This window comes from Pantoea cypripedii, from assembly GCF_011395035.1.
In the GTDB taxonomy this organism is placed as follows: domain Bacteria; phylum Pseudomonadota; class Gammaproteobacteria; order Enterobacterales; family Enterobacteriaceae; genus Pantoea; species Pantoea cypripedii_A.
In genome coordinates this window covers 2,341,794-2,362,294 of the sequence record NZ_CP024768.1, presented here as the reverse complement: position 1 = coordinate 2,362,294, position 20,501 = coordinate 2,341,794, and the positions used below count along the sequence as shown (strand labels likewise).

Below are 20,501 nucleotides of genomic sequence, written 5' to 3'. Positions count from 1 at the left end.
TCGCTGCGCTCTCAGTCTAATCTGAGAAATAACAGGAGGCTTTTATGCCAATTAGTCGTAAAAGGATGTCTGGCGCTTTATTAGCCTGCGCGCTGTTGCTCAGCGGTTGTGTTTCGGTGCCGGATTCCATTAAAGGGAGTTCTCCGCTTCCACAGCAAGATTTATTACGGGTGATGAATGCGCCGCAGCTTTACGTCGGCCAGGAGTCACGTTTTGGCGGTAAAGTGGTGAACGTCACCAATCTGAATGGTCTGACGCGTCTGGAAATTGCCACCCAGCCGCTGGATGACAGCGGGCGTCCGCGCCTCGGTTCAGCTTCGGTTGGACGTATCTTTGCCGACATTCACGGATTTGTTGATCCGACCGATGTGAAAAATCAGTACGTTACGGTGCTGGGTAACATCAAAGGTAGCGAAAAAGGCACGGTGGGCCAGGCCAACTATAATTTTGTCGTGATCGACGTAAAAGGCTATCAGCGCTGGCATTTAACCCAGCAGGTTATGACGCCGCCGCAGCCCATCGATCCCTGGATTTTCTACGGACCGACGCGCCATCACCCAGGATACTGGGGACCTAACCCTTACTGGGGTATGTACAGTAGCGGTCCGGCACAGGTAGAAACAATTCTGACTGAATAATTTTTTATTTCAGTTATTTACGGCCCGATCGCGGCGCTCGCGACCGGGCTTTTTTATTGCGCACGCAACCGAAGCGCGAAATTTAGTGATGAGCCTCGCAACCTGAACAGGTCGAACCCGGCAAACTGGTACAATCAGTTAAAATATTGTTAATGACACTGATGGCAGAGGCGGCGATGGCTAAGCAACAAGAAACTCGGGGTGAATCTTTGACTAAGGTTTGGCTGAAACGCTATCCGCCAGATGTACCAGCGGAAATTACTGCTGACCGTTATACATCGTTAATCGATTTGTTTGAGCATGCGGCGGCGCAATATGCCGATCAGGTCGCTTTCGTTAACATGGGGCAACCCATGACCTATCGCCAGCTGGAGCAGCAAAGCCGCGCCTTTGCCGCCTGGTTGCAGCATGGGCTGAAGCTGAAAGCGGGCGATCGTGTCGCCCTGATGATGCCTAATCTGCTGCAATATCCGGTGGCGTTGTTTGGTGTGTTACGCGCCGGGATGGTGGTGGTCAATGTTAACCCGTTGTATACGCCGCGCGAATTAAAGCATCAACTGAATGACAGCGGTGCCTGCGCGATTGTTATCGTGTCGAACTTTGCCCATACGCTGGAAAAAGTGGTGGCGGAGACCCAGGTCAAACACGTCATGCTGACACGTATGGGGGATCAACTGGCCCCGATAAAAGGCACACTGGTTAACTTTATCGTCCGCTACGTGAAAAAACTGGTGCCGAAATATCATCTGCCAGGTGCGGTGCCGTTTCGCCAGGCGTTGCAGCGGGGTGAACAGCTAAGTTACCAGCGTCCTGACGTGACCAATGATGATCTGGCGTTTTTACAATATACCGGTGGCACCACCGGCGTGGCGAAAGGCGCGATGCTGACCCACGGCAACATGCAGGCCAACCTCGAACAGGCGAAGGCAACCTACGGCAAATTGTTGCGCCCGGGTCAGGAGTGCGTGGTCACCGCATTGCCGCTGTATCATATTTTTGCCCTGACGGTGAATTGCCTGTTATTCCTCGACCTCGGTGGGCAGAACCTGCTGATTACCAATCCGCGTGATATCCCGGGCTTTGTCAGAGAACTGGCGAAGTTCCCGTTTACCGCGATCACCGGCGTGAATACGTTGTTCAATGCGCTGCTGAACGATGCCAATTTTAATCAGCTGGATTTCTCCACCCTGCGCATGTCCGCAGGAGGGGGGATGTCAGTGCAAAAGGCGGTGGCGGAGCGCTGGGAAAAACTCACCGGGCATTATCTGCTGGAAGGCTATGGCCTGACGGAATGCTCGCCGCTGGTGTCGGTCAATCCTTATGACATTACCTGTCACACCGGCAGTATCGGGTTGCCAGTCCCCTCCACCGATGTGCGTATCGTTGATGAGCAGGATAATGACGTGGCACCAGGCGAACCCGGCGAACTTTGTATTCGCGGCCCGCAGGTAATGATTGGCTACTGGCAACGTCCGGAAGCCACTGAAGAAGTGCTGAAAAATGGCTGGCTGCACACCGGTGATATTGTTACCGTGGACAGTGAAGGCTTTATCCGCATCGTCGACCGTAAAAAAGACATGATTCTGGTGTCGGGATTTAACGTGTATCCTAACGAAATCGAAGATGTGCTGATGCAGCATGCGAAGATACGTGAGGCTGCCGCGATTGGTGTGCCGAGCGATCTTTCCGGTGAAGCGGTGAAAGTGTGCATCGTGAAGAAAGATCCCAGCCTGACTAAAGAAGAAGTGCTGGATCACTGTCGGCGTCAGCTTACCGGCTACAAGGTGCCGAAGATTATCGAGTTTCGTGATGAGCTGCCTAAAACCAATGTGGGTAAGATCTTACGTCGCGAATTGCGTGATGAGGTGAAGCGGGAAGGGCAGTAGTGTGTACCTCGCTTAATGGTTAACGCCGGCAATGTCCGGCGTTTTTATTGCTTTTAACATGGAGCGCTGCGCGCAGTCTGTCGCAGCGAAAACATAACGTGAATTATTCCCTGATCGACCAAAATGACCAACTGGCTGCGGTGTGCGAAAAGGCACGCCAGCATGCTGCCGTGGCGCTGGATACCGAATTTGTCCGCACCCGTACTTACTATCCGCAGCTGGGACTGATCCAGCTGTTTGATAGCGAGCAATTGGTCCTGATCGATCCCCTCAACATCAGTGACTGGACACCGTTTATCGACCTGTTGCGTGATACCAGGGTCACGAAATTTCTGCACGCGGGTGGTGAAGACCTGGAAGTGTTTCTGCATCGTTTTGGCTGTCTGCCGGATCCCATGATTGATACCCAGATTCTGGCGGCATTTTCCGGCCAGCCGTTGTCATGGGGTTTTGCGGCGATGGTGATGCATTTCGAACAAATCGAGCTGGATAAAAGCGAAGCGCGTACTGACTGGCTGGCTCGACCGCTGACGGCACGGCAGTGTGAATATGCGGCTGCCGATGTGGCGTATCTGCTGCCGATTGCTCATCTGTTAATGGCGCAAACCGAAGCGGCTGGCAATATGGCGGCGGCACTCAGTGAGTGCGATACCCTGTGCCAGCGTCGTCTGGATGTGCTGACGCCCAATGAGGCATGGCGTGATATCACCAATGCCTGGCAGTTGCGCCCGCGTCAGCTGGCCGCACTGCAACGCCTGGCAGAGTGGCGCTTAAACCTGGCACGTCAGAAAGATATGGCGGTGAACTTTGTGGTTCGCGAAGAGAATCTGTGGAAAGTCGCGCGCTTTATGCCGGGCAGCCTGGGTGAGCTGGATCATCTTGGCCTGAATGGTCATGAGATTCGCTTCCACGGCAAAGCGATGGTGGCGCTGGTCGCTGAAGCACAGGCGCAGGATGAGGCCACACTGCCACAACCGCTGGGCAATTTGATCGACCATCCACAATACAAACAAACCTTTAAAGCGATCAAAGCGCTGGTGCAGCAGGTCAGTGAGGATACCGGGTTTAGTCAGGAGTTGCTGGCTTCACGTCGCCAGATCAATCAGGTTCTGAGTGTGCATTGGGGCTTGAAAACGGCATCACGCACCCCGGAATTGCTCACAGGCTGGCGCGGCGATTTGCTGAAAGCGCGCATCGACGAGATTTTGCAAAGCCTGTAACGCGGTTTTTTCCCCTGCAAACTGCGCAGGAGAAAATCAGGAAACCGCTGGCGTCATTTGGTGACTTCTTCCGTCTCCGGTAGTGTAACGTTCAGCTCCAGAATCGAGATATCATCCCCTTTCTGATCCAGCTGAACGGTCACCATATCCGGATCAATTTTCACATATTTGCAAATCACTTCCAGAATGTCGCGCTTGAGCTGCGGCAGATAGTGGGGCTCACTGTCACCCCTTCTGCGTTCAGCCACAATAATCTGCAGCCTTTCCTTGGCTATGTTGGCTGTGTTCTTCTTACGGGATAAAAAGAAATCAAGTAATGCCATTGGTTATCCCCCGAACAGGCGTTTCAGGAAACCCTTCTTCTCTTCTTCAATAAAGCGGAAGGGGCGTTCTTCGCCAAGCAGGCGGTCTACGGTATCAGCATAGGCTTTACCGGCATCTGAGGTGGTATCGAGGATCACGGGTTCGCCCTGGTTGGAGGCACGTAACACCGATTGATCTTCAGGAATCACGCCGACCAGCGGAATGCGCAGGATATCCAGCACGTCTTCCATGCTCAGCATATCACCACGGCTTACGCGGCCCGGATTGTAACGGGTCAGCAGCAGGTGTTCTTTCACCGCTTCCTGGCTATTTTCCGCACGACGGGATTTGGATGAAATAATGCCAAGAATACGGTCAGAGTCACGGACCGAGGAAACTTCCGGGTTAGTGGTGATGACCGCTTCATCGGCGAAATACAGCGCCATCAGGGCACCCGTTTCGATACCGGCGGGTGAGTCGCAGACGATAAAATCGAATTCCATCGTCGCCAGGTCGTTAAGCACTTTTTCCACGCCTTCGCGGGTCAGGGCGTCTTTGTCGCGGGTTTGCGACGCGGGCAGAATATAAAGCTGCTCGGTGCGCTTATCTTTGATCAGCGCCTGGTTCAATGTGGCATCGCCCTGAATAACATTGACGAAGTCGTAAACAACACGACGTTCACAGCCCATGATCAGGTCGAGGTTACGCAGACCGATATCAAAATCGATCACCACCGTTTTTTTGCCTTTTTGCGCGAGTCCAGTGGCGATGGCCGCGCTTGACGTGGTCTTGCCAACGCCCCCTTTACCGGATGTAACTACAATGATGCGTGCCATAAATGTTGATTTCCTTAACGAAAGAAAAGGGGCCTAATTAAGTGTCTGAATGGTGAGCGCGCCCTCTTTGAGGCATAAACGCGCAGCTTTACCAAAAAACTCAGCCGGAATCTGATCCATGATCCAGTACTCCCCGGCAATGGAGACCAACTCTGCGGCGAGGTTGGTGCAAAAAATCTGGCAGTCACGCTCGCCACTGGCACCCGCCAGGGCGCGACCGCGCATCATGCCGTAAATATGAATGTTGCCATCGGCAACCAGCTCGGCACCAGCGCTCACGCTGCTGGTGACAATCAAATCAGCATTGCGGGCGTAGATTTGCTGGCCAGAACGGACGGGCGTATTAATGATGCGGGTCTTATTGACGGTATCCGCCACCACGGGTGCAGGTGCTGGCTCGGGTTCAGTCGCTGGCGCATCAGTGCGCTTTTTGCGATCGCTTCCCTCTGACAACACCGGCAATCCGGCACGCGCAATCATCTTTTTCAGCGCATCGTCTTTACAACCGCTGACGCCAACGATGCGCAGCCCCGTTGCACTGATGGCTTGCTGCATCTGCTTCCAGTTGATGTCGCCGTTCAATGCCGACACATTCAGCACCACCGGTGCATTTTTCAGGAAGCCGGGCGCCTGGTCGATTTTGTCCTGCAACGCCTGACGAATCACCTCAGGTTGCGAATGGTGCAGATGAACGACTGACAGGGTAAAACTGCTTCCCTTGAATTCGATTGGCATTTGCGACATCTGTCCTGACTCGTCCTGTTTTCACTACCGCTTGATGAACGCCGATAAAATCGTCATTAACACCCTGCGGTCAATATTCGAAGTTCAGCAAGCATGTTATAGTTACTGCTATATTCAGGCAAGTGACGCCATCAGTTAATTCGAGTAAAAAATATGTTTTGTGTGATCTACAGAAGCCCGCAACGTGACCAGACTTATCTTTATGTTGAAAAAAAAGACGATTTTTCTCGTGTACCAGAAGAATTGCTCCGTGGCTTCGGCAAACCCCAGCTATCTATGGTGCTGTCGCTGGAAAAGCGCGACAAACTGGCGGGGGCAGATATCAATAAAGTTAAGCAGGCATTGCGCGATCAGGGCTATTATTTACAATTGCCGCCACCACCGGAAAGTCTGTTGAACATACATCTTCAGCAAAGCAAAAAAGATTAATTCGGATTCATCTGTAAATATATCCAGATTTAATCATCAGCGTAGTCGCTTTATTTATTTGCCTGCGGTTAACCCTTAATTGCAGGCAATATCGCCTGGCCATGGCGATATCGATTAACGTCTTTTGACAATTTACGCACACTCCTTAGCCACAAAGCAGCTTAATATATTGACCCTCAGCCTGCCGCGTTCCGGCACTGAAGCAGACACAACGCGCCAGATCAACTGGCGTCATACTCAAATCAAAGCAGGGGAATAGCATGTATCAGCATCGTAACTGGCAGGGCGCTCTGTTGGATTATCCGGCCAGCAAAGTGGTCTGTGTTGGCAGCAACTATGCTAATCATATCAAGGAGATGGGAAGCGCAACGCCTGACGAGCCGGTGGTGTTTATCAAACCGGAAACCGCACTGTGCGATCTGCGTCAGCCGCTGTCCATTCCGGACAATTTTGGTGAAGTGCATCATGAAGTTGAACTGGCCGTACTGATCGGCGCGACGCTGAAGCAGGCGAGCGAAGAACATGTGGCGAAAGCCATTGCCGGTTATGGTGTGGCGCTGGACCTGACGTTGCGTGATGTGCAGGCCGGTCTGAAGAAAACAGGTCGTCCGTGGGAGAAATCCAAAGGCTTTGACAACTCCTGTCCGCTGTCTGGTTTTATCCCGGTTTCTGAATTCGATGGCGATCCGCAGAACACGGAGTTAAAGCTGGTGGTGAACGGTGAAGTGCGTCAGCATGGCACCACTGCTGACATGATCCACAAAATTCTGCCGCTGATTGCCTATATGAGCCAGTATTTTACCCTGCGCGCAGGTGACGTGGTGCTCACCGGTACCCCGGAAGGGGTGGGACCCATGCGTTCCGGTGATAAGCTGGAAATCTCCCTCGCTGGCCACGGTATCACCACTCGCGTACTGTAAAACTTGCATCGCCGCACCTGAACCTTGTATAAGGTGCGGTCTTTACGTTAATCCGGACCGCCACCATGACCGAACAGCCTTTCTGGCAGACAAAACGCCTTGACCAAATGAATGACGCCGAGTGGGAATCGCTGTGCGACGGCTGTGGTCAGTGCTGCCTGAATAAACTGCAGGATGCGGACACCGATGAAATCTACTTCACTAACGTTGCCTGTAATCAGCTCAATATCAAAACCTGCCAGTGTCGTAACTACGAACGGCGTTTTGAATATGAGGAAGATTGCATCAAGCTGACGCGGGAAAATCTCACCACTTTCAACTGGCTACCGCGTACCTGTGCCTATCGCTTATTGGGGGAAGGGAAAACCTTGCCAGCCTGGCATCCGCTGATTGCGGGTTCGAAGAAAGCGATGCATGCGCAGCGTATTTCGGTGCGATTTATCGCGGTGCGTGAGAGCGAAGTGAGAGACTGGGAAGACCATATTATTGACCGGCCTGATCGCCATGGCTGAGAAAAAACAGGCAGCGCAGGCTGCCTGTTTTATGTTGATTAGCGACCAAACAAATCGCGGCGTTTGGCTTTAAATGGCTGAGCAATCAGCACCAGCACCGCAACCAGCAGATAGGCACCGAACGTCACGATCAGCCACTGCGGCATACTCCAGGTGAGGAAGGTCCAGCCCAGCTCGGAGCAGTCGCCATGCGCCACAAATACCGCAGGCAACCATTTATCCAGTGGTAACCAGCTCGGGAAGCGTGCGGCAAAATCGCAGGTGACAAACGGATTAGGGTGCAGCTGGATCATGGTGTGTTCCCAGGACAGTCTTAATCCCTCAATTGCACTATAAAGCCAGATTAGCAGCGCCACCCAGCGCAGTGGCGTTTTCGGTGCGATGGCACCGACAATGCCCGCACCCATCACGCCAAACAGCGCGCATCGTTCATAAATACACATGACACAGGGTTGCAGCCCCATGACGTGCTGAAAAAAGAGTGCAGTCAGTTCAAGAGCCAGTGCCGTCAGTGCCAACAATAACCAGGCGCCGCGTCCCCGCGAACATTGGTTCAAATATCGCAACATAGTGCTGTTCCTGTAGTCATTAATGCATCGCAGTGTAAACCAAAAGCGCGACCGTGCCAGCCTGGACGCGGGAAAAAATCATGTAGAAAAATGACTTATCCTGATCCAGGCCAAAAAACCTCAGAGTTGTGCGGCGCTAAGCCAACCCTGTTGCATGAAATAATCTGTCACAGGCACCAGCCACTCATTAATGCAGAAAAAACCAACCAGTGACAGCACCAGGGTAAAGGGTAAAGCCATCCATACCATGCGGCCATAAGAAAGGCGGATCAGTGGAGCCAGAGCGGAGGTCAGCAGAAACAGAAATGCCGCTTGCCCGTTAGGCGTCGCTACCGAGGGCAGATTCGTTCCGGTATTCGTCGCGACAGCCAGTAATTCAAACTGACGCAGGTCAATGACGCCGCTCTGGAAGGCATGTTTCGCTTCATTGATATACACCGAACCGACGAAAACGTTATCGGAAATCGACGACAGCAGACCATTAAACACATAAAACCAACTGAGCTGTGATGCCGGGTCGGCCTGTAATACAAAATGGATCAATGGCTGGAACAGCTGCTGTTCAATAATCACGGCGACAATGGCAAAGAAAACCGCCAGCAACGCAGTAAAGGGCAGGGCTTCGGTAAACGCCTGGCCCAGCGCATGTTCATCGGTGACACCGCACAGCGACGTGGCAAGGATAATCACTGACAGGCCGATAAGCCCCACTTCCGCCAGATGAAAAGCCAGCGCGATAATCAGCCATACGCCAATCAGCGCCTGTACCCCGAGTTTCAGGGTTTCCTGTCGGGTGCGTTGTGCACTGGCCTGGCGATCGCTGTCCAGCAAAATGGTACGAACCGCATCCGGCAACGTTTCACCGTAGCCAAATAAGCGGAAACGCTCCACCAGCATGCTGGTCACAATACCGCACAGCAGCACAGGGACAGTAACGGGTGCCATGCGCAGGAAAAACTCGCTGAAGTTCCAACCCGCTGCGTGCGCAATGATCAGATTCTGGGGTTCTCCCACCATCGTCATCACACCACCGAGAGCCGTACCCACGCCAGCCTGCATCATCAGGCTGCGCAAAAAAGCACGAAACTTTTCCAGCGTTGCGCGAGACTCATCATGCTGTGAGGCTGCCGCTGATGCTACACGATGGTAGATCTCGTAAAAACCCATCGCGACGCTGATCACCACCGCCAGCACCGTCAGCGCATCGAGAAATGCGGAAAGGAATGCCGAGGCGAGGCAGAAAGTCAGACCGAGCAGCACCTTGCTGCGTATCGACAGTAATATCCGGGTGAAAACGAAGAGCAGCAGTTGTTTCATAAAGAAGATGCCTGCCACCATAAAAATCAGCAGCATTAACACCTCAATATTCCCCGTCAGTTCGGCTTTAACCTGCCCGGCACTGGCCATACCGATGGCAACGGCTTCAATTGCCAGCAAGCCACCGGGGAGCAGCGGATGGCATTTTAACGCCATGCCGAGGGTAAAAATAAATTCCGCCACCAGTAACCAGCCGGCTAAAAACGGACTGATAAACAGGAAAACCAGCGGATTGATCACCAGAAAAACAATCAGAGTAAGTTTGTACCATTCGGGCGACTGCCCAAGAAAATTGCGCCTGAATGCCTGTGCATAACTGAGTTCCATCTGTTCTCCTGAATGTCATGCCATGTTGTAAATTTTGCCAAAGGGTAATGCGACCCGGCGCGTCATGCAAACGCAGTTTCCGGGGTAAATGATTGATGTTGAAATTTGCGCCAGCGCGCGCTTTTAATCTGTTGCCAGGCTATATCCGCTATAGCCCCTCTGGTATGATGAGTCTAATTACGATAAAGAAAGCAACGAGAAATAAACGCTATGGTGATTAAGGCGCAAAGCCCGGCAGGATTTGCTGAAGAGTATATTATTGAAAGCATCTGGAACAGTCGTTTTCCGCCAGGGTCCATTCTGCCTGCCGAACGTGAGCTTTCTGAACTGATTGGCGTTACCCGTACCACGTTGCGCGAGGTATTGCAGCGTCTGGCTCGTGATGGCTGGCTAACCATTCAGCACGGTAAACCGACCCGGGTGAATGATTTCTGGGAAACATCAGGTTTAAACATTCTGGAAACCCTGGCGCGTCTCGATCACGACAGCGTGCCGCAGCTGATTGATAATCTGCTGTCAGTGCGTACCAACATCGCATCGATCTTTATCAGCCGCGCCTTGCGTCATCACCCGGATAAGGCGCGTGACGTGCTGGAAACCGCGCTCAGCTCTGACGATCAGGCCGATGCCTACACCGAGCTGGATTATCGCGTGTTCCGCGGTCTGGCTTTCGCTTCGGGTAACCCGATCTACGGTCTGATTCTTAATGGCCTGAAAGGGTTGTATACCCGCGTAGGCCGCCATTATTTCTCCAACCCGGAAGCGCGTGAACTGGCCCGCAACTTTTATCAGCAGCTGGCTAACCTGTGTGGCATGGTGCCGACACAGGAACAGATTGTTGATTGCGTGCGTGATTATGGCCGTCGCAGTGGTGAAATCTGGCACAGCATGCAGAAAAGCATGCCGGAAGATTTGGGCAGTAAGCGTTAATCAAGGCTTCAGTAAAAAAACGCCATCAATTTGATGGCGTTTTTTGTTTTCTCACAGTGCCGGGCCGCGTGCCGGACTGCGATCCAGCAGCTCAACACTGCCGTCTTCGTTCTGTTGTTCCAGAATCACGTCAAAGCCCCACAAGCGATGTACGTGTTTCAGCACTTCGCGACGGCTCTTATCCAGCGGTGCACGCTGTTGCGGGACGTAGCGCAGGGTCAGTGAACGGTCGCCGCGCAGGTCAACGTTGTAAACCTGGATATTAGGTTCCAGATTGCTCAGGTTGTATTGCGCAGACAGCTGCTGGCGAATAGCACGATAGCCTGCCTCGTCGTGGATGGCAGCAATCTCCAGATAATTGTTGCGATCATCATCCAGCACGGTAAACAGACGGAAATCGCGCATCACCTTCGGCGACAGGAACTGGCTGATAAAACTTTCGTCCTTGAACTCCCGCATCGCGAAATGCAGCGTTTTCAGCCAGTCGGATCCGGCGATGTCCGGGAACCAATAGCGATCCTCTTCGGTCGGTGACTGGCAAATACGTTTGATGTCCTGGAACATGGCGAATCCCAGTGCGTAGGGGTTGATGCCGTTGTACCACGGACTATTGTAAGGTGGCTGGAACACCACGTTGGTATGGCTGTGCAGGAACTCCATCATAAAGCGTTCCGACACTTTACCTTCGTCATACAGATGATTGAGGATGGTGTAATGCCAGAAGGTGGCCCAGCCTTCGTTCATCACCTGGGTTTGTTTCTGCGGATAAAAATACTGGCTGACTTTGCGCACAATGCGCAAGACTTCACGCTGCCACGGTTCCAGCAACGGCGCATTCTTCTCCATAAAATACAGCAGGTTTTCCTGCGGCTCAGAAGGATAGCGTGCTGCTTCAATATGCACGGACTCCTTCTCTTTGCGGGGCAGGGTACGCCACAATGTATTGACCTGGCTTTGCAGATATTCTTCACGACTTTTCTGCCGGGCTTTCTCTTCCTGCAGGGAGATTTTTTGCGGACGTTTATAACGGTCTACACCGTAGTTCATCAGCGCATGGCAGGAATCCAGCAACCGTTCCACTTCTTCAACGCCGTAGCGTTCTTCGCAGTCGGTAATGTAATTACGGGCAAACAGCAGGTAATCGACAATCGAACTGGCATCCGTCCAGCTGCGGAACAGGTAATTATTTTTGAAGAAGGAGTTATGACCATAGCAGGCGTGCGCCATTACCAGCGCCTGCATCGTCATGGTGTTTTCTTCCATCAGATAGGCGATACAGGGATTGGAGTTAATGACAATCTCATACGCCAGGCCCTGCTGCCCATGCTTATAACGTTGCTCAGTCTCAATGAATTTCTTACCGAATGACCAGTGGGCGTAATTGATGGGCATACCCACGCTGGAGTAAGCGTCCATCATTTGCTCCGAGGTGATCACTTCGATTTGGTGCGGGTAGGTATCGAGCCCATAGAGTTTGGCTACGCGGTCAATTTCCGCCAGATAGACATCGAGCAATTCGAATGTCCAGTCAGGTCCGTCACTGAGTCGTTTACTGTTCCTGGTTGGCTCGTCAAAGATTGTCGTCATAGCGCACCTCTGTTTTGCAGAGTGGCAGGTAACGGAATGTCACCTGTCACGAACGTTTAAGGCTTCATCCTGAGAAAGACAGCCCAAAAAAACTGAGCGAACACTTCAATGATAGTCCACTGTCGCTTATCCGAAACCGGAACTCAAACGAATTCTTTTGGCACAAAATCATTCAATTAAACCCCGCGGATGATTTCGTAAACCCAAATATCAATAACGCGCCAAATATCAGAATATAATTCTGTTTATAAGTGCATTGTATGACTGCGGCGCTTTGTCCTGAAAAAAGTGAAAATGACTGGGTGGCGCATCATAAATTGCTGATTAATGATTTTTTGGCATAAAAAATCCTGATTTTGCCGTGATGCCATGATTTTAGTTACCAGAATGGTAAAAAACATGTGAAATGTCATTGTCAGATGAGAGGATTTATCAGGTGTCCGGTTATGCTGTGCCGGGCGTATTATGTGGTCAATTATGCTTTTATTGGGGTGGCGAGGGTCTTATGCGCGTAGTGATTCTGGGAAGTGGAGTGGTCGGCGTCGCAAGCGCCTGGTATCTGGCGCAAGCCGGACATGAGGTTACCGTCATTGACCGCCAGCCGGGTGCGGCACTGGAAACCAGTGCCGGCAATGCCGGGCAGATCTCGCCCGGCTATGCTGCCCCCTGGGCTGCCCCCGGTGTACCCCTGAAAGCGGTTAAATGGATGTTTCAGCGCCACGCGCCGTTAGCGGTCCGCCTCGATGGCAGCCGCTTCCAGCTGGAATGGATGTGGAACATGCTGCGTAATTGCGACATGCGCCATTATCAGGAAAACAAAAGCCGCATGGTCCGTATCGCCGAATATAGCCGTGATTGTCTGAAAGCCCTGCGGGCGTCAACCGGCATTGCTTATGAAGGTCGTCAGGGGGGCACGTTGCAGCTGTTTCGTACCCGGCAGCAGTTCGACAGTGCCAGTAAAGATATCGCCGTGCTGAAAGAAGCGGGTGTGCCTTATGAGTTGCTGGAGTCACATCAGCTGGCCAATGCGGAACCTGCGCTGGCGGCGACAGCCCATAAACTGACGGGCGGTTTACGTCTGCCGAACGATGAAACCGGCGATTGCCAGCTGTTTACTCAGCGTCTGGCGGAGATGGCGCAGGCTGCCGGTGTGACTTTCCGCTTCGACACCCAGGTTGATCACCTGCTGCGCGAAGGCAACCGCATTTACGGCGTGAAGTGTGGCGATGAGGTGATCAAAGCCGATGCCTACGTGGTAGCGTTTGGCTCGTACTCCACCGCGCTGTTGAAAGATATTGTCTCCATCCCGGTTTACCCCCTGAAAGGCTACTCCCTGACCATCCCGATTAAAAATCCGGATGCGGCACCGGTTTCCACCATTCTTGATGAAACCTATAAAGTTGCCGTGACGCGTTTTGATGATCGCATCCGCGTGGGCGGTATGGCGGAAATTGTTGGTTTTAACACCAAACTGTTACCGGCACGACGTGAAACGCTGGAGATGGTGGTCAGCGATCTCTATCCTGAAGGCGGTTATGTTGAACAGGCCACCTTCTGGAGCGGATTGCGCCCGATGACGCCGGACGGTACACCGATTGTTGGGCGTACACCGCTCTCCAATCTCTATCTCAACACCGGTCACGGTACGCTGGGATGGACCATGGCCTGTGGTTCCGGCCAGCTGCTGGCCGATCTGATTTCCGGCCAGAAACCGGCGATTGCTTCTGACGATTTGTCAGTGTTGCGTTATTTGCCGGGTTTTGAGCCAAACACTTCGCCGCTGCGTAATGCTAACGTGGCGCGTTGAGCATTCAGGGAGAGCAAGAGTATGTCACGTCCTATTGTCGCCACCGTTAATCAACAGGCGCTGCGACATAATCTGGCCGTCGTTCGTCAGGCGGCCCCGTCATCGCGTGTCTGGTCGGTGGTGAAGGCCAATGCCTACGGTCATGGTATCCGTCGCGTCTGGCAAAGCCTGGCCGAGACCGATGGATTCGCGTTGCTGAATATGGAAGAGGCCATCCTGCTGCGTGAGCAGGGCTGGAAAAAACCGATTCTGCTGCTGGAAGGCTTCTTCCATCCTGAGGATCTGCAACTGATTGACCGCTATCGTCTGACCACCAGCGTACACAGTAACTGGCAAATCCAGGCGCTGACACAGGCGCAGCTTTCCGCTCCTGTCGATATCTACGTCAAAGTGAACAGCGGCATGAACCGCCTGGGCTTTCGCCCGGAGCAGGTCAATGCGGCCTGGCAGGCTCTGCGCGCACTGCCCAATGTGGCTGAGATGACGCTGATGGCACATTTTGCCGATGCGGAAAATCCGCAGGGGCTGATCGAGCCGATGAAACGCATCGAGCAGGCAGCCGAAGGGCTGCAATGCCCACGTTCTTTGTCGAACTCAGCGGCGACGTTATGGCATCCGGAAGCGCACTTTGACTGGGTTCGTCCTGGTATCGTGCTGTACGGTGCCTCACCGAGTGGCAACTGGCAGGATATCGCCAGTACCGGGCTGCAACCGGTGATGACGCTGACCAGTGAAATCATCGGTGTGCAGCAGTTGCAGGCGGGCGATGGGGTGGGTTATGGCTATCGCTACCATGCGTCAGCTGCGCAGCGCATTGGGGTAGTGGCCTGTGGCTACGCTGATGGGTACCCGCGTCATGCGCCAACCGGTACGCCGGTATCGGTCGATGGCGTGAGAACCCGCACCCTCGGTGCCATCTCCATGGATATGATTATGATTGATTTGGAACCCTGTCCGCAGGCGGGTATTGGTTCGAAAGTGGAGCTGTGGGGCGAGCAGGTGAAAATCGACGAAGTGGCAAAAGCAGCCGGAACGGTGGGCTATGAGTTGATGTGCGCCCTGGCACCACGCGTTCCGGTGGAAATTATTTAACCGCAGTCAGCGATCCGTGCATACCTCTACTGCAGCGCCAGGCGATCAGTGCCAGCGCTGCACCAATCAGCATCATCAGCGCCAGCGCGGATTTTTCCGCCAGCGGGAAGGCAACCACCAGCAGGCTGCCGCCCGCGCCGCATGCCATCTGAATAAATCCCTGTAACGCAGAAGCGACGCCAGCCTGCTGTTGATAAGGTTCCAGCGCATAGCTGGTGGCCGGGCCAACGGTGAACGCCAGGCCAGCAACCGAGATCGCCACCGGGATCATGTACAGTGCCCAGTGGGTTTGCCAGGCCGCAGGCAACAACGCCATGCCTGCCGTCAGCAGCAGCGCGCCGACCAGCATAGCGACAAAACCCATTGCCAGGCAGAAAGGGCGTCCGGCTTTACGGATGGTTTTGTTGACAAAAGCACTGACCAGCATGATCCAGAAACCGTTGGCACCAAAGGCAAAGGAGAACTGGAGTGGCGTCAGTCCCCCTTCCGTCATCAATACATGCGGAGCCAGCGAGACATAGGTCAGCACCATGCCGAGTGCGCCCGCATTGGCAAAGGCAAAAGCGAGAAAACGCGGTTCACGGGCAATGGCAAGATATTGTGCCAGCGGCAGTCCGGCAACGCGCAGGGTATTCGCCGGGCGTGTCTCAGGCAACCACAGCAGCACGACCAGCGTAATCACCACCGCGTAGACACACAGGAACCAGAAGGGGGCACGCCAGCCAAAGGCATCGGCCAGCAATCCCCCCAGCAACGGTGCCAGTGCCGGGACAATATTCAGTGCGCCATTCAGAAAACCGTAGGCGCGTGCGGCGGCTTCTCCGCTGAGACGATCGCGCACACCGCTGAAAGCCACCACCGCCGTACAGCATACCGCACAGCCCTGGATCAAACGCGCCAGCACGAACATCGGCCAGACGGTTGCCGTCGCAGCGACCGCGCTGCCAATGATATACAGTGCCAGTCCGATCAGGGCGATAGGTTTACGGCCAAAGTTATCCACCAGCGGACCGGTGATCAGCTGACCCAATCCCATCACCAGCAGGAACAGCGGAATCGTGGTCTGAATCAGACTGACCGGGCTGTTCAGCCCCTCGGCAATTTGCGGTAGCGTTGGCAGGTAAAGATCAATGCCGAGCGGTGCCAGCAGCACCAGGCTTAGTAGCAGCAGGGTAAATTTTTGCATGAAGAACCAGAAACGTCCTGTTAATCGAGCGGGAAGGGTAATGATTAAGGCAAAAAAAAGAAAGGGGTTAAAAAAGAAAAGGCGATGTCTGCCAGACTGCAACAGACATCGCGTCGAGGGTATTAGTATGCACCGTCGCGACGCAGCACGACGCCGGCGGTTTTGAACAGAATGGCGATGTCTGTCCATAGCGCCCAGTTTTTCACGTACCAGGAGTCGAAATAGACGCGGGTGTCGTAGTCGATATCATTACGTCCACTGACCTGCCATAGCCCGGTCATACCCGGTTTAGCCATCAGATAGTAATCCACATCACCGGCGTAACGCTCCAGTTCAGCCTCAATCACCGGACGTGGCCCCACCAGACTCATCTCACCCCGAATCACGTTCCACAATTGCGGCAGCTCATCAAGGCTGGTTTTACGCAGGAATCCGCCAATTTTGGTGATGCGTGGATCATTTTTCAGTTTGAAATCACGATCCCATTCAGCACGGGCTTCTTCGCTGGTGGCGAGCAGGTTTTGCAGCACTTCCTGGGAGTTGGTCACCATCGAGCGGAATTTCAGGCATTTAAACTTTTTGCCTTCAAAACCGACACGCTCATGACCATAGATGGCATTGCCACCGTCCCGTTTCACCATCCAGCACAGCAGGGCGAAAACCGGGGCGAGGAACAACAGCAGCAGCGAAGCCACCACGATATCAAAGGTCCGTTTCAGGAAGCGCGAGGAACGTTTAGCCAGATTGTTGCTGACGCGCAGAATCATCACTTCATGGCTGAAGATAAATGACATGTCGGTGCCATACAGCGGCACGCCGCGCAGCGTTGGAATGACGGAAACCGAACGGCACTGCATTTTTGATAAAAACTTCAGCCACTTATCACGTACCACCTGCTGTTCAAACTCTGTCGCGACGATAAATTGGGTGTTATCGCGGTCCATGGTTTGCCAGTTGATATCTTCCCAGGTGATGACCGGTACGCCATTGACACTTTCCGGACGTTTATCGTCTTCAAGTGCAATAAACGCCTGCACGTTATAGCCAAGAATCTCTTCACTTTGCAGGGCCGCATAGGCTTCCAGAGCATTTTTACCGGAGCCAATGATGATGGTCTCTTTTTGCCATTGCCCGGCGCGGTTGATAGCGCGTTTGACCCCGGCACGCATCAGTGGCAGCAGCAGTAAGGCATAGCTCCAGCTGAACACCCATACCATGCGAGAGAAGTCCCATTTCGAGAAGGCGATCAGCGCCAGGTCGAGCAATGAGAAGACGAACAGGGTTTTGACGACCTCTTTCAGCTCGAACCAGAAAGGCTTGCGATAAGTGTAATGACGTAAGCGCACCCAAAACCAGAGAGTGCAAAGGAGTGAAAGGCCTAACTGGGCAATAAAACGATATTCAATCTGTTGTGGAGGAATAAAGCTGTCCAGTTCTCCCCAAATACCCTGGACGGTGGCGGCAGATAAAAAAAGTGCCAGATTTAATGCAATTAAATCAGAAATACTTAGGGCGACCTTCGCAATAAGATTTTTTCGCAAGCCGCTCCATGAGCGGGCTGCATTGTTCAATACCAATGTACTTGCCATAAAACCTGCTCTCTTTTCTTCAGTAAAAGATGGCCTGACCAGAATCAAGTACGCGTTCAGGTGTGAATCGCTGAATAGGGAAAGATATGATTTCTCAGCGAAATGTGAGTCGGTGCTGCCATTAGCGTTGCGCTTTAAAAGACCGCTAAAAACGTGATTATTGTCACGTAATTCTGTAGCGGTGATAAAGATTATGCAGGAGTTATCTGACGGAGTTAATATGGAAATAGTCTGAAAAGGAAAGAAATGCCTGGTGCGGAAGTGATATAAGATGATGAATCTATGTAATAAAATCTAAAAAATATCCTATATAACGCCTTATTTTAAGACTGATTTTAGGAATAACCGCCATTCGCAGCGGATGGCGGTAAATAAAATGACTCAGGCGGGTTTCTTTAGTACCCAACGGTCTTGTTGCTTATCGTAGTGACCAATCTCCAGATCGACGGGTTCGCCATCGATCCAGGCCGGTACGCTGGTTTCATGATCCCAGCCGTCGAGCTGATAGCTTAGGCCGGGGTTAGTCAGGCAGGGGATACTGACGGTGTCGAGTTTCTCGGCGTTCAGTTCCGCATCAATGATCTCGTAACGACCAATCTTAACCACATGTCCCATAGTAATCTCCCGTTTGCACTGGGTGGAACTGTGATCATAGTCGTTTTGGCTCGGTTTACGAGTGCTCTGGCCTCGGATTATTCCTTCTCTTCCGTCGGGCGGACGCCAATCTTCAGGATATGATTGTCTTCTTTTTCTGCCACTGTCCAGGTCAGTTGGTTCCATTCAACATGGTCACCGACCACCGGTGTGCTGCCCAGCAGGGACATCACCAACTGGCCGAGGGACTGCTGATCATTGGTTTCTTCATCGAGGTCCAGCCCGTAAATCTGAGCAACATCACGCAGGCGTGCATCGGCATCCAGAATGAAGTCACCAAAGAAGCGCTGGTCGAGCGCCACCGGCGGCGACTGACTGAACATTTTACCGAGGGCGGGCAGATCGCGCTCGCGACCAATCACGCACAGCACGTCTCCCTCTTTGAGACGCGTACTGCCAGTGGGATGCATCAATACATTGTCACGGAACAGTGCGGCGATACGGGTTTCACGCGGCATCTGCAAGTCACGCAGCGCGGCACCGATACACCATTTATCGGCGCTGAGTTGATAGACAAATTGTTCCCACGGGTTTTCCGGATGAATATCCAGCCCGACGCGGCTAATAGGGGAAGCGGTTGGCGGGACCACCACTTTGGCTTTCCGCGCCGCGAAGCCCAGTGAGGTGCCCTGAAGCATCAGGGACACCAGCACCACAAAGAAGGCGATGTTGAAATACAGCGAGGAGTTCTCCAGCCCGGCCATCATCGGAAACACCGCGAGGATAATCGGAACAGCGCCGCGCAGCCCGACCCAACTGATAAAAATACGTTCGCGACCGGTAAAACCTTTAAACGGTAATAATCCCACCAGAATCGACAGCGGACGTGCCACCAGAATCAGCCACAATGACAACAGCATCGCCGGAATGGCGATATGCCAGAGATCCGACGGCGTAACCAGCAGCCCCAGCACGATAAACATGCCAATCTGGCTCAGCCACGCCATACCATCGAAGGTTTGCAAAATACCATGGCGGTTGCGAATCGGGCTGTTGCCCAGCAGGAAGCCACACAGATAGACCGCCAGAATACCGCTGCCTTCCATCACCGTGGTCAGCGCGAACACAATGATACCGCCGCTCAATGCCAGCAGCGGATACAGTCCCTGCGCCAGATTGATGCGATTAATCAGCTGTTGCAGTGCCCAGCCGCCCCCCAGCCCCAGCACAATTCCCAGACCAAACTGCTGCACCAGATGTACGACAAACATCCAGCTCAGGCCACTTTGCCCTTGCTGAATCATGTCGATCAGGGTGATGGTCAGAAACACCGCCATGGGGTCATTGCTGCCTGATTCGATCTCAAGAGTGGCGCTGACGCGTTCGTTGAGGCCCTTATCGCCCAGCAGGGAGAAGACCGCGGCGGCGTCGGTGGAGCCGATAATGGCACCAATCAGAAAACCCTGCATCAAATCGAGATGGAACAGCCAGGCAGCGGCCAGTCCGGTCAGACCGGCAGTTATCATCACCCCAACCGTTGCCAGCGACAGCGCTGGCCCCAGTGCCACCTTAAACGAGCTGGCTTTGGTACGCATCCCGCCGTCCAGCAGGATGATCGCCAGCGCCAGGTTTGAAACCAGATAGGCGACCGGATAGTTATCAAAGGCGATACCGCCGATACCATCGACCCCGGTCAGCATCCCCAGCGCCAGGAAGATCACCAGGATCGGGATACCGAGACGGGATGAAAAGGAGCTAAGCAGAATACTTGCCGCTACCAGCACTGAACCAATAATGAACAAACTGTAAACCATGCTGGCATTCAACGGCATTCTCCTGCGACGGGTGGCAAATCAGATGGTGTGCGTAAGTTTCACACGGATGATGACAAAAGATAATGCCTTATCAATAGCTTGTCAGCGCAAAATTACACATTTTTTAATATCGGCAGGTGTTGGGGCATCTGTAGTTAAATTTGTCGGCAAAATCTGCCTTGTCTGGCGGGAATCTGCGGG

19 protein-coding genes are annotated in these 20,501 nt (G+C 53.2%); 9 read left to right on the top strand and 10 right to left on the bottom strand.

Features of this window, described 5'->3' with window-relative positions; all coding sequences use genetic code 11:
* The first annotated feature begins 44 nt into the window (after positions 1 to 44).
* The 3 genes from CUN67_RS11010 to rnd all read left to right on the top strand — a co-directional run bounded on the left by CUN67_RS11010 (position 45) and on the right by rnd (position 3,744).
* Positions 45 to 638 carry a Slp family lipoprotein gene (locus tag CUN67_RS11010; protein ID WP_208715337.1) on the top strand — a complete coding sequence of 198 codons (594 nt, stop codon included), beginning with the start codon at positions 45 to 47 and terminating at the stop codon, positions 636 to 638.
* Between the two features lie 209 nt (positions 639 to 847).
* Entirely contained in the window at positions 848 to 2,524 is a 1,677-nt protein-coding gene (fadD, locus tag CUN67_RS11005; protein ID WP_208715336.1) for a long-chain-fatty-acid--CoA ligase FadD, read from the top strand.
* A 98-nt stretch (positions 2,525 to 2,622) separates the two neighbouring features.
* On the top strand, positions 2,623 to 3,744 hold the full coding sequence (gene rnd, locus CUN67_RS11000; protein ID WP_208715335.1) for a ribonuclease D: 1,122 nt from the start codon (positions 2,623 to 2,625) through the stop codon (positions 3,742 to 3,744).
* Positions 3,745 to 3,797: 53 nt separating this feature from the next.
* Here the strand turns inward: rnd and minE are convergent, their stop codons facing one another.
* The 3 genes from minE to minC are packed head-to-tail and all read right to left on the bottom strand — an operon-like array spanning position 3,798 to position 5,627.
* The gene (gene minE, locus CUN67_RS10995) at positions 3,798 to 4,067 is read right to left on the bottom strand and encodes a cell division topological specificity factor MinE (protein ID WP_013509389.1); all 270 of its coding nucleotides are present in this window, start codon (positions 4,065 to 4,067) and stop codon (positions 3,798 to 3,800) included.
* A 3-nt stretch (positions 4,068 to 4,070) separates the two neighbouring features.
* Positions 4,071 to 4,883, bottom strand: coding sequence for a septum site-determining protein MinD (gene minD / locus CUN67_RS10990; RefSeq protein ID WP_084875267.1), 813 nt, complete (start codon positions 4,881 to 4,883; stop codon positions 4,071 to 4,073).
* Between the two features lie 33 nt (positions 4,884 to 4,916).
* Entirely contained in the window at positions 4,917 to 5,627 is a 711-nt protein-coding gene (gene minC, locus CUN67_RS10985) for a septum site-determining protein MinC (protein WP_208715334.1), read from the bottom strand.
* A gap of 153 nt (positions 5,628 to 5,780) precedes the next feature.
* Here minC and CUN67_RS10980 point away from each other — a divergent pair, with 153 nt between their 5' ends.
* The 3 genes from CUN67_RS10980 to CUN67_RS10970 all read left to right on the top strand — a co-directional run bounded on the left by CUN67_RS10980 (position 5,781) and on the right by CUN67_RS10970 (position 7,488).
* Positions 5,781 to 6,056, top strand: a complete 276-nt coding sequence (locus CUN67_RS10980; RefSeq protein ID WP_208715333.1) for a YcgL domain-containing protein — start codon at positions 5,781 to 5,783, stop codon at positions 6,054 to 6,056.
* A 260-nt stretch (positions 6,057 to 6,316) separates the two neighbouring features.
* Positions 6,317 to 6,976, top strand: coding sequence for a fumarylacetoacetate hydrolase family protein (locus tag CUN67_RS10975; protein WP_208715332.1), 660 nt, complete (start codon positions 6,317 to 6,319; stop codon positions 6,974 to 6,976).
* Positions 6,977 to 7,041: 65 nt separating this feature from the next.
* Complete coding sequence (locus tag CUN67_RS10970; protein ID WP_208715331.1) at positions 7,042 to 7,488, top strand: YcgN family cysteine cluster protein; 447 nt, start codon at positions 7,042 to 7,044, stop codon at positions 7,486 to 7,488.
* Positions 7,489 to 7,526: 38 nt separating this feature from the next.
* Here the strand turns inward: CUN67_RS10970 and dsbB are convergent, their stop codons facing one another.
* Together dsbB and nhaB are read right to left on the bottom strand one after the other, a co-directional pair.
* Complete coding sequence (gene dsbB / locus CUN67_RS10965) at positions 7,527 to 8,057, bottom strand: disulfide bond formation protein DsbB (protein ID WP_208715330.1); 531 nt, start codon at positions 8,055 to 8,057, stop codon at positions 7,527 to 7,529.
* A gap of 120 nt (positions 8,058 to 8,177) precedes the next feature.
* Positions 8,178 to 9,701 (bottom strand): sodium/proton antiporter NhaB, encoded by a 1,524-nt coding sequence (nhaB, locus tag CUN67_RS10960; RefSeq protein WP_208715329.1) that lies wholly within the window; start codon positions 9,699 to 9,701, stop codon positions 8,178 to 8,180.
* 210 nt (positions 9,702 to 9,911) lie between these two features.
* Here nhaB and fadR point away from each other — a divergent pair, with 210 nt between their 5' ends.
* Positions 9,912 to 10,631, top strand: coding sequence for a fatty acid metabolism transcriptional regulator FadR (fadR, locus tag CUN67_RS10955; RefSeq protein WP_208715328.1), 720 nt, complete (start codon positions 9,912 to 9,914; stop codon positions 10,629 to 10,631).
* Between the two features lie 51 nt (positions 10,632 to 10,682).
* On the opposite strand, the gene CUN67_RS10950 is transcribed toward fadR, so the two are convergent.
* A complete protein-coding gene (locus tag CUN67_RS10950) occupies positions 10,683 to 12,218 on the bottom strand; it encodes a SpoVR family protein (RefSeq protein WP_208715327.1) in 1,536 nt (511 codons plus the stop codon).
* 505 nt (positions 12,219 to 12,723) lie between these two features.
* Between CUN67_RS10950 and CUN67_RS10945 the strand changes: the two genes are divergently transcribed.
* Positions 12,724 to 14,025: a D-amino acid dehydrogenase gene (locus CUN67_RS10945; protein ID WP_208715326.1), complete on the top strand. Its 1,302-nt coding sequence runs from the start codon at positions 12,724 to 12,726 to the stop codon at positions 14,023 to 14,025.
* Between the two features lie 21 nt (positions 14,026 to 14,046).
* On the top strand, positions 14,047 to 15,117 hold the full coding sequence (dadX, locus tag CUN67_RS10940; protein ID WP_208715325.1) for a catabolic alanine racemase DadX: 1,071 nt from the start codon (positions 14,047 to 14,049) through the stop codon (positions 15,115 to 15,117).
* Here dadX and CUN67_RS10935 read toward each other — a convergent pair.
* From CUN67_RS10935 to CUN67_RS10920, 4 genes are all read right to left on the bottom strand, one after another.
* Positions 15,110 to 16,303 carry a multidrug effflux MFS transporter gene (locus CUN67_RS10935; protein ID WP_208715324.1) on the bottom strand — a complete coding sequence of 398 codons (1,194 nt, stop codon included), beginning with the start codon at positions 16,301 to 16,303 and terminating at the stop codon, positions 15,110 to 15,112. The genes dadX and CUN67_RS10935 overlap by 8 nt on opposite strands.
* 122 nt (positions 16,304 to 16,425) lie before the next feature.
* A complete protein-coding gene (gene wbaP, locus CUN67_RS10930; protein ID WP_208715323.1) occupies positions 16,426 to 17,892 on the bottom strand; it encodes an undecaprenyl-phosphate galactose phosphotransferase WbaP in 1,467 nt (488 codons plus the stop codon).
* Between the two features lie 381 nt (positions 17,893 to 18,273).
* On the bottom strand, positions 18,274 to 18,507 hold the full coding sequence (locus CUN67_RS10925; protein ID WP_084875241.1) for a DUF1480 family protein: 234 nt from the start codon (positions 18,505 to 18,507) through the stop codon (positions 18,274 to 18,276).
* Positions 18,508 to 18,584: 77 nt separating this feature from the next.
* Entirely contained in the window at positions 18,585 to 20,312 is a 1,728-nt protein-coding gene (locus tag CUN67_RS10920; RefSeq protein ID WP_208715322.1) for a potassium/proton antiporter, read from the bottom strand.
* Positions 20,313 to 20,501: the final 189 nt, after the last annotated feature.

Excerpts from the sequence above, each read along its gene's own strand:
- minD (WP_084875267.1), bottom strand. The coding sequence starts at position 4,883 with ATGGCACGCATCATTGTAGTTACATCCGGTAAAGGGGGCGTTGGCAAG.
- fadR (WP_208715328.1), top strand. The coding sequence starts at position 9,912 with ATGGTGATTAAGGCGCAAAGCCCGGCAGGATTTGCTGAAGAGTATATT.
- CUN67_RS10970 (WP_208715331.1), top strand. The coding sequence starts at position 7,042 with ATGACCGAACAGCCTTTCTGGCAGACAAAACGCCTTGACCAAATGAAT.
- CUN67_RS10980 (WP_208715333.1), top strand. The coding sequence starts at position 5,781 with ATGTTTTGTGTGATCTACAGAAGCCCGCAACGTGACCAGACTTATCTT.
- CUN67_RS10925 (WP_084875241.1), bottom strand. The coding sequence starts at position 18,507 with ATGGGACATGTGGTTAAGATTGGTCGTTACGAGATCATTGATGCGGAA.
- minC (WP_208715334.1), bottom strand. The coding sequence starts at position 5,627 with ATGTCGCAAATGCCAATCGAATTCAAGGGAAGCAGTTTTACCCTGTCA.
- nhaB (WP_208715329.1), bottom strand. The coding sequence starts at position 9,701 with ATGGAACTCAGTTATGCACAGGCATTCAGGCGCAATTTTCTTGGGCAG.
- wbaP (WP_208715323.1), bottom strand. The coding sequence starts at position 17,892 with ATGGCAAGTACATTGGTATTGAACAATGCAGCCCGCTCATGGAGCGGC.
- dadX (WP_208715325.1), top strand. The coding sequence starts at position 14,047 with ATGTCACGTCCTATTGTCGCCACCGTTAATCAACAGGCGCTGCGACAT.
- CUN67_RS10945 (WP_208715326.1), top strand. The coding sequence starts at position 12,724 with ATGCGCGTAGTGATTCTGGGAAGTGGAGTGGTCGGCGTCGCAAGCGCC.
- CUN67_RS10975 (WP_208715332.1), top strand. The coding sequence starts at position 6,317 with ATGTATCAGCATCGTAACTGGCAGGGCGCTCTGTTGGATTATCCGGCC.
- dsbB (WP_208715330.1), bottom strand. The coding sequence starts at position 8,057 with ATGTTGCGATATTTGAACCAATGTTCGCGGGGACGCGGCGCCTGGTTA.
- minE (WP_013509389.1), bottom strand. The coding sequence starts at position 4,067 with ATGGCATTACTTGATTTCTTTTTATCCCGTAAGAAGAACACAGCCAAC.
- CUN67_RS10935 (WP_208715324.1), bottom strand. The coding sequence starts at position 16,303 with ATGCAAAAATTTACCCTGCTGCTACTAAGCCTGGTGCTGCTGGCACCG.
- CUN67_RS10950 (WP_208715327.1), bottom strand. The coding sequence starts at position 12,218 with ATGACGACAATCTTTGACGAGCCAACCAGGAACAGTAAACGACTCAGT.
- CUN67_RS11010 (WP_208715337.1), top strand. The coding sequence starts at position 45 with ATGCCAATTAGTCGTAAAAGGATGTCTGGCGCTTTATTAGCCTGCGCG.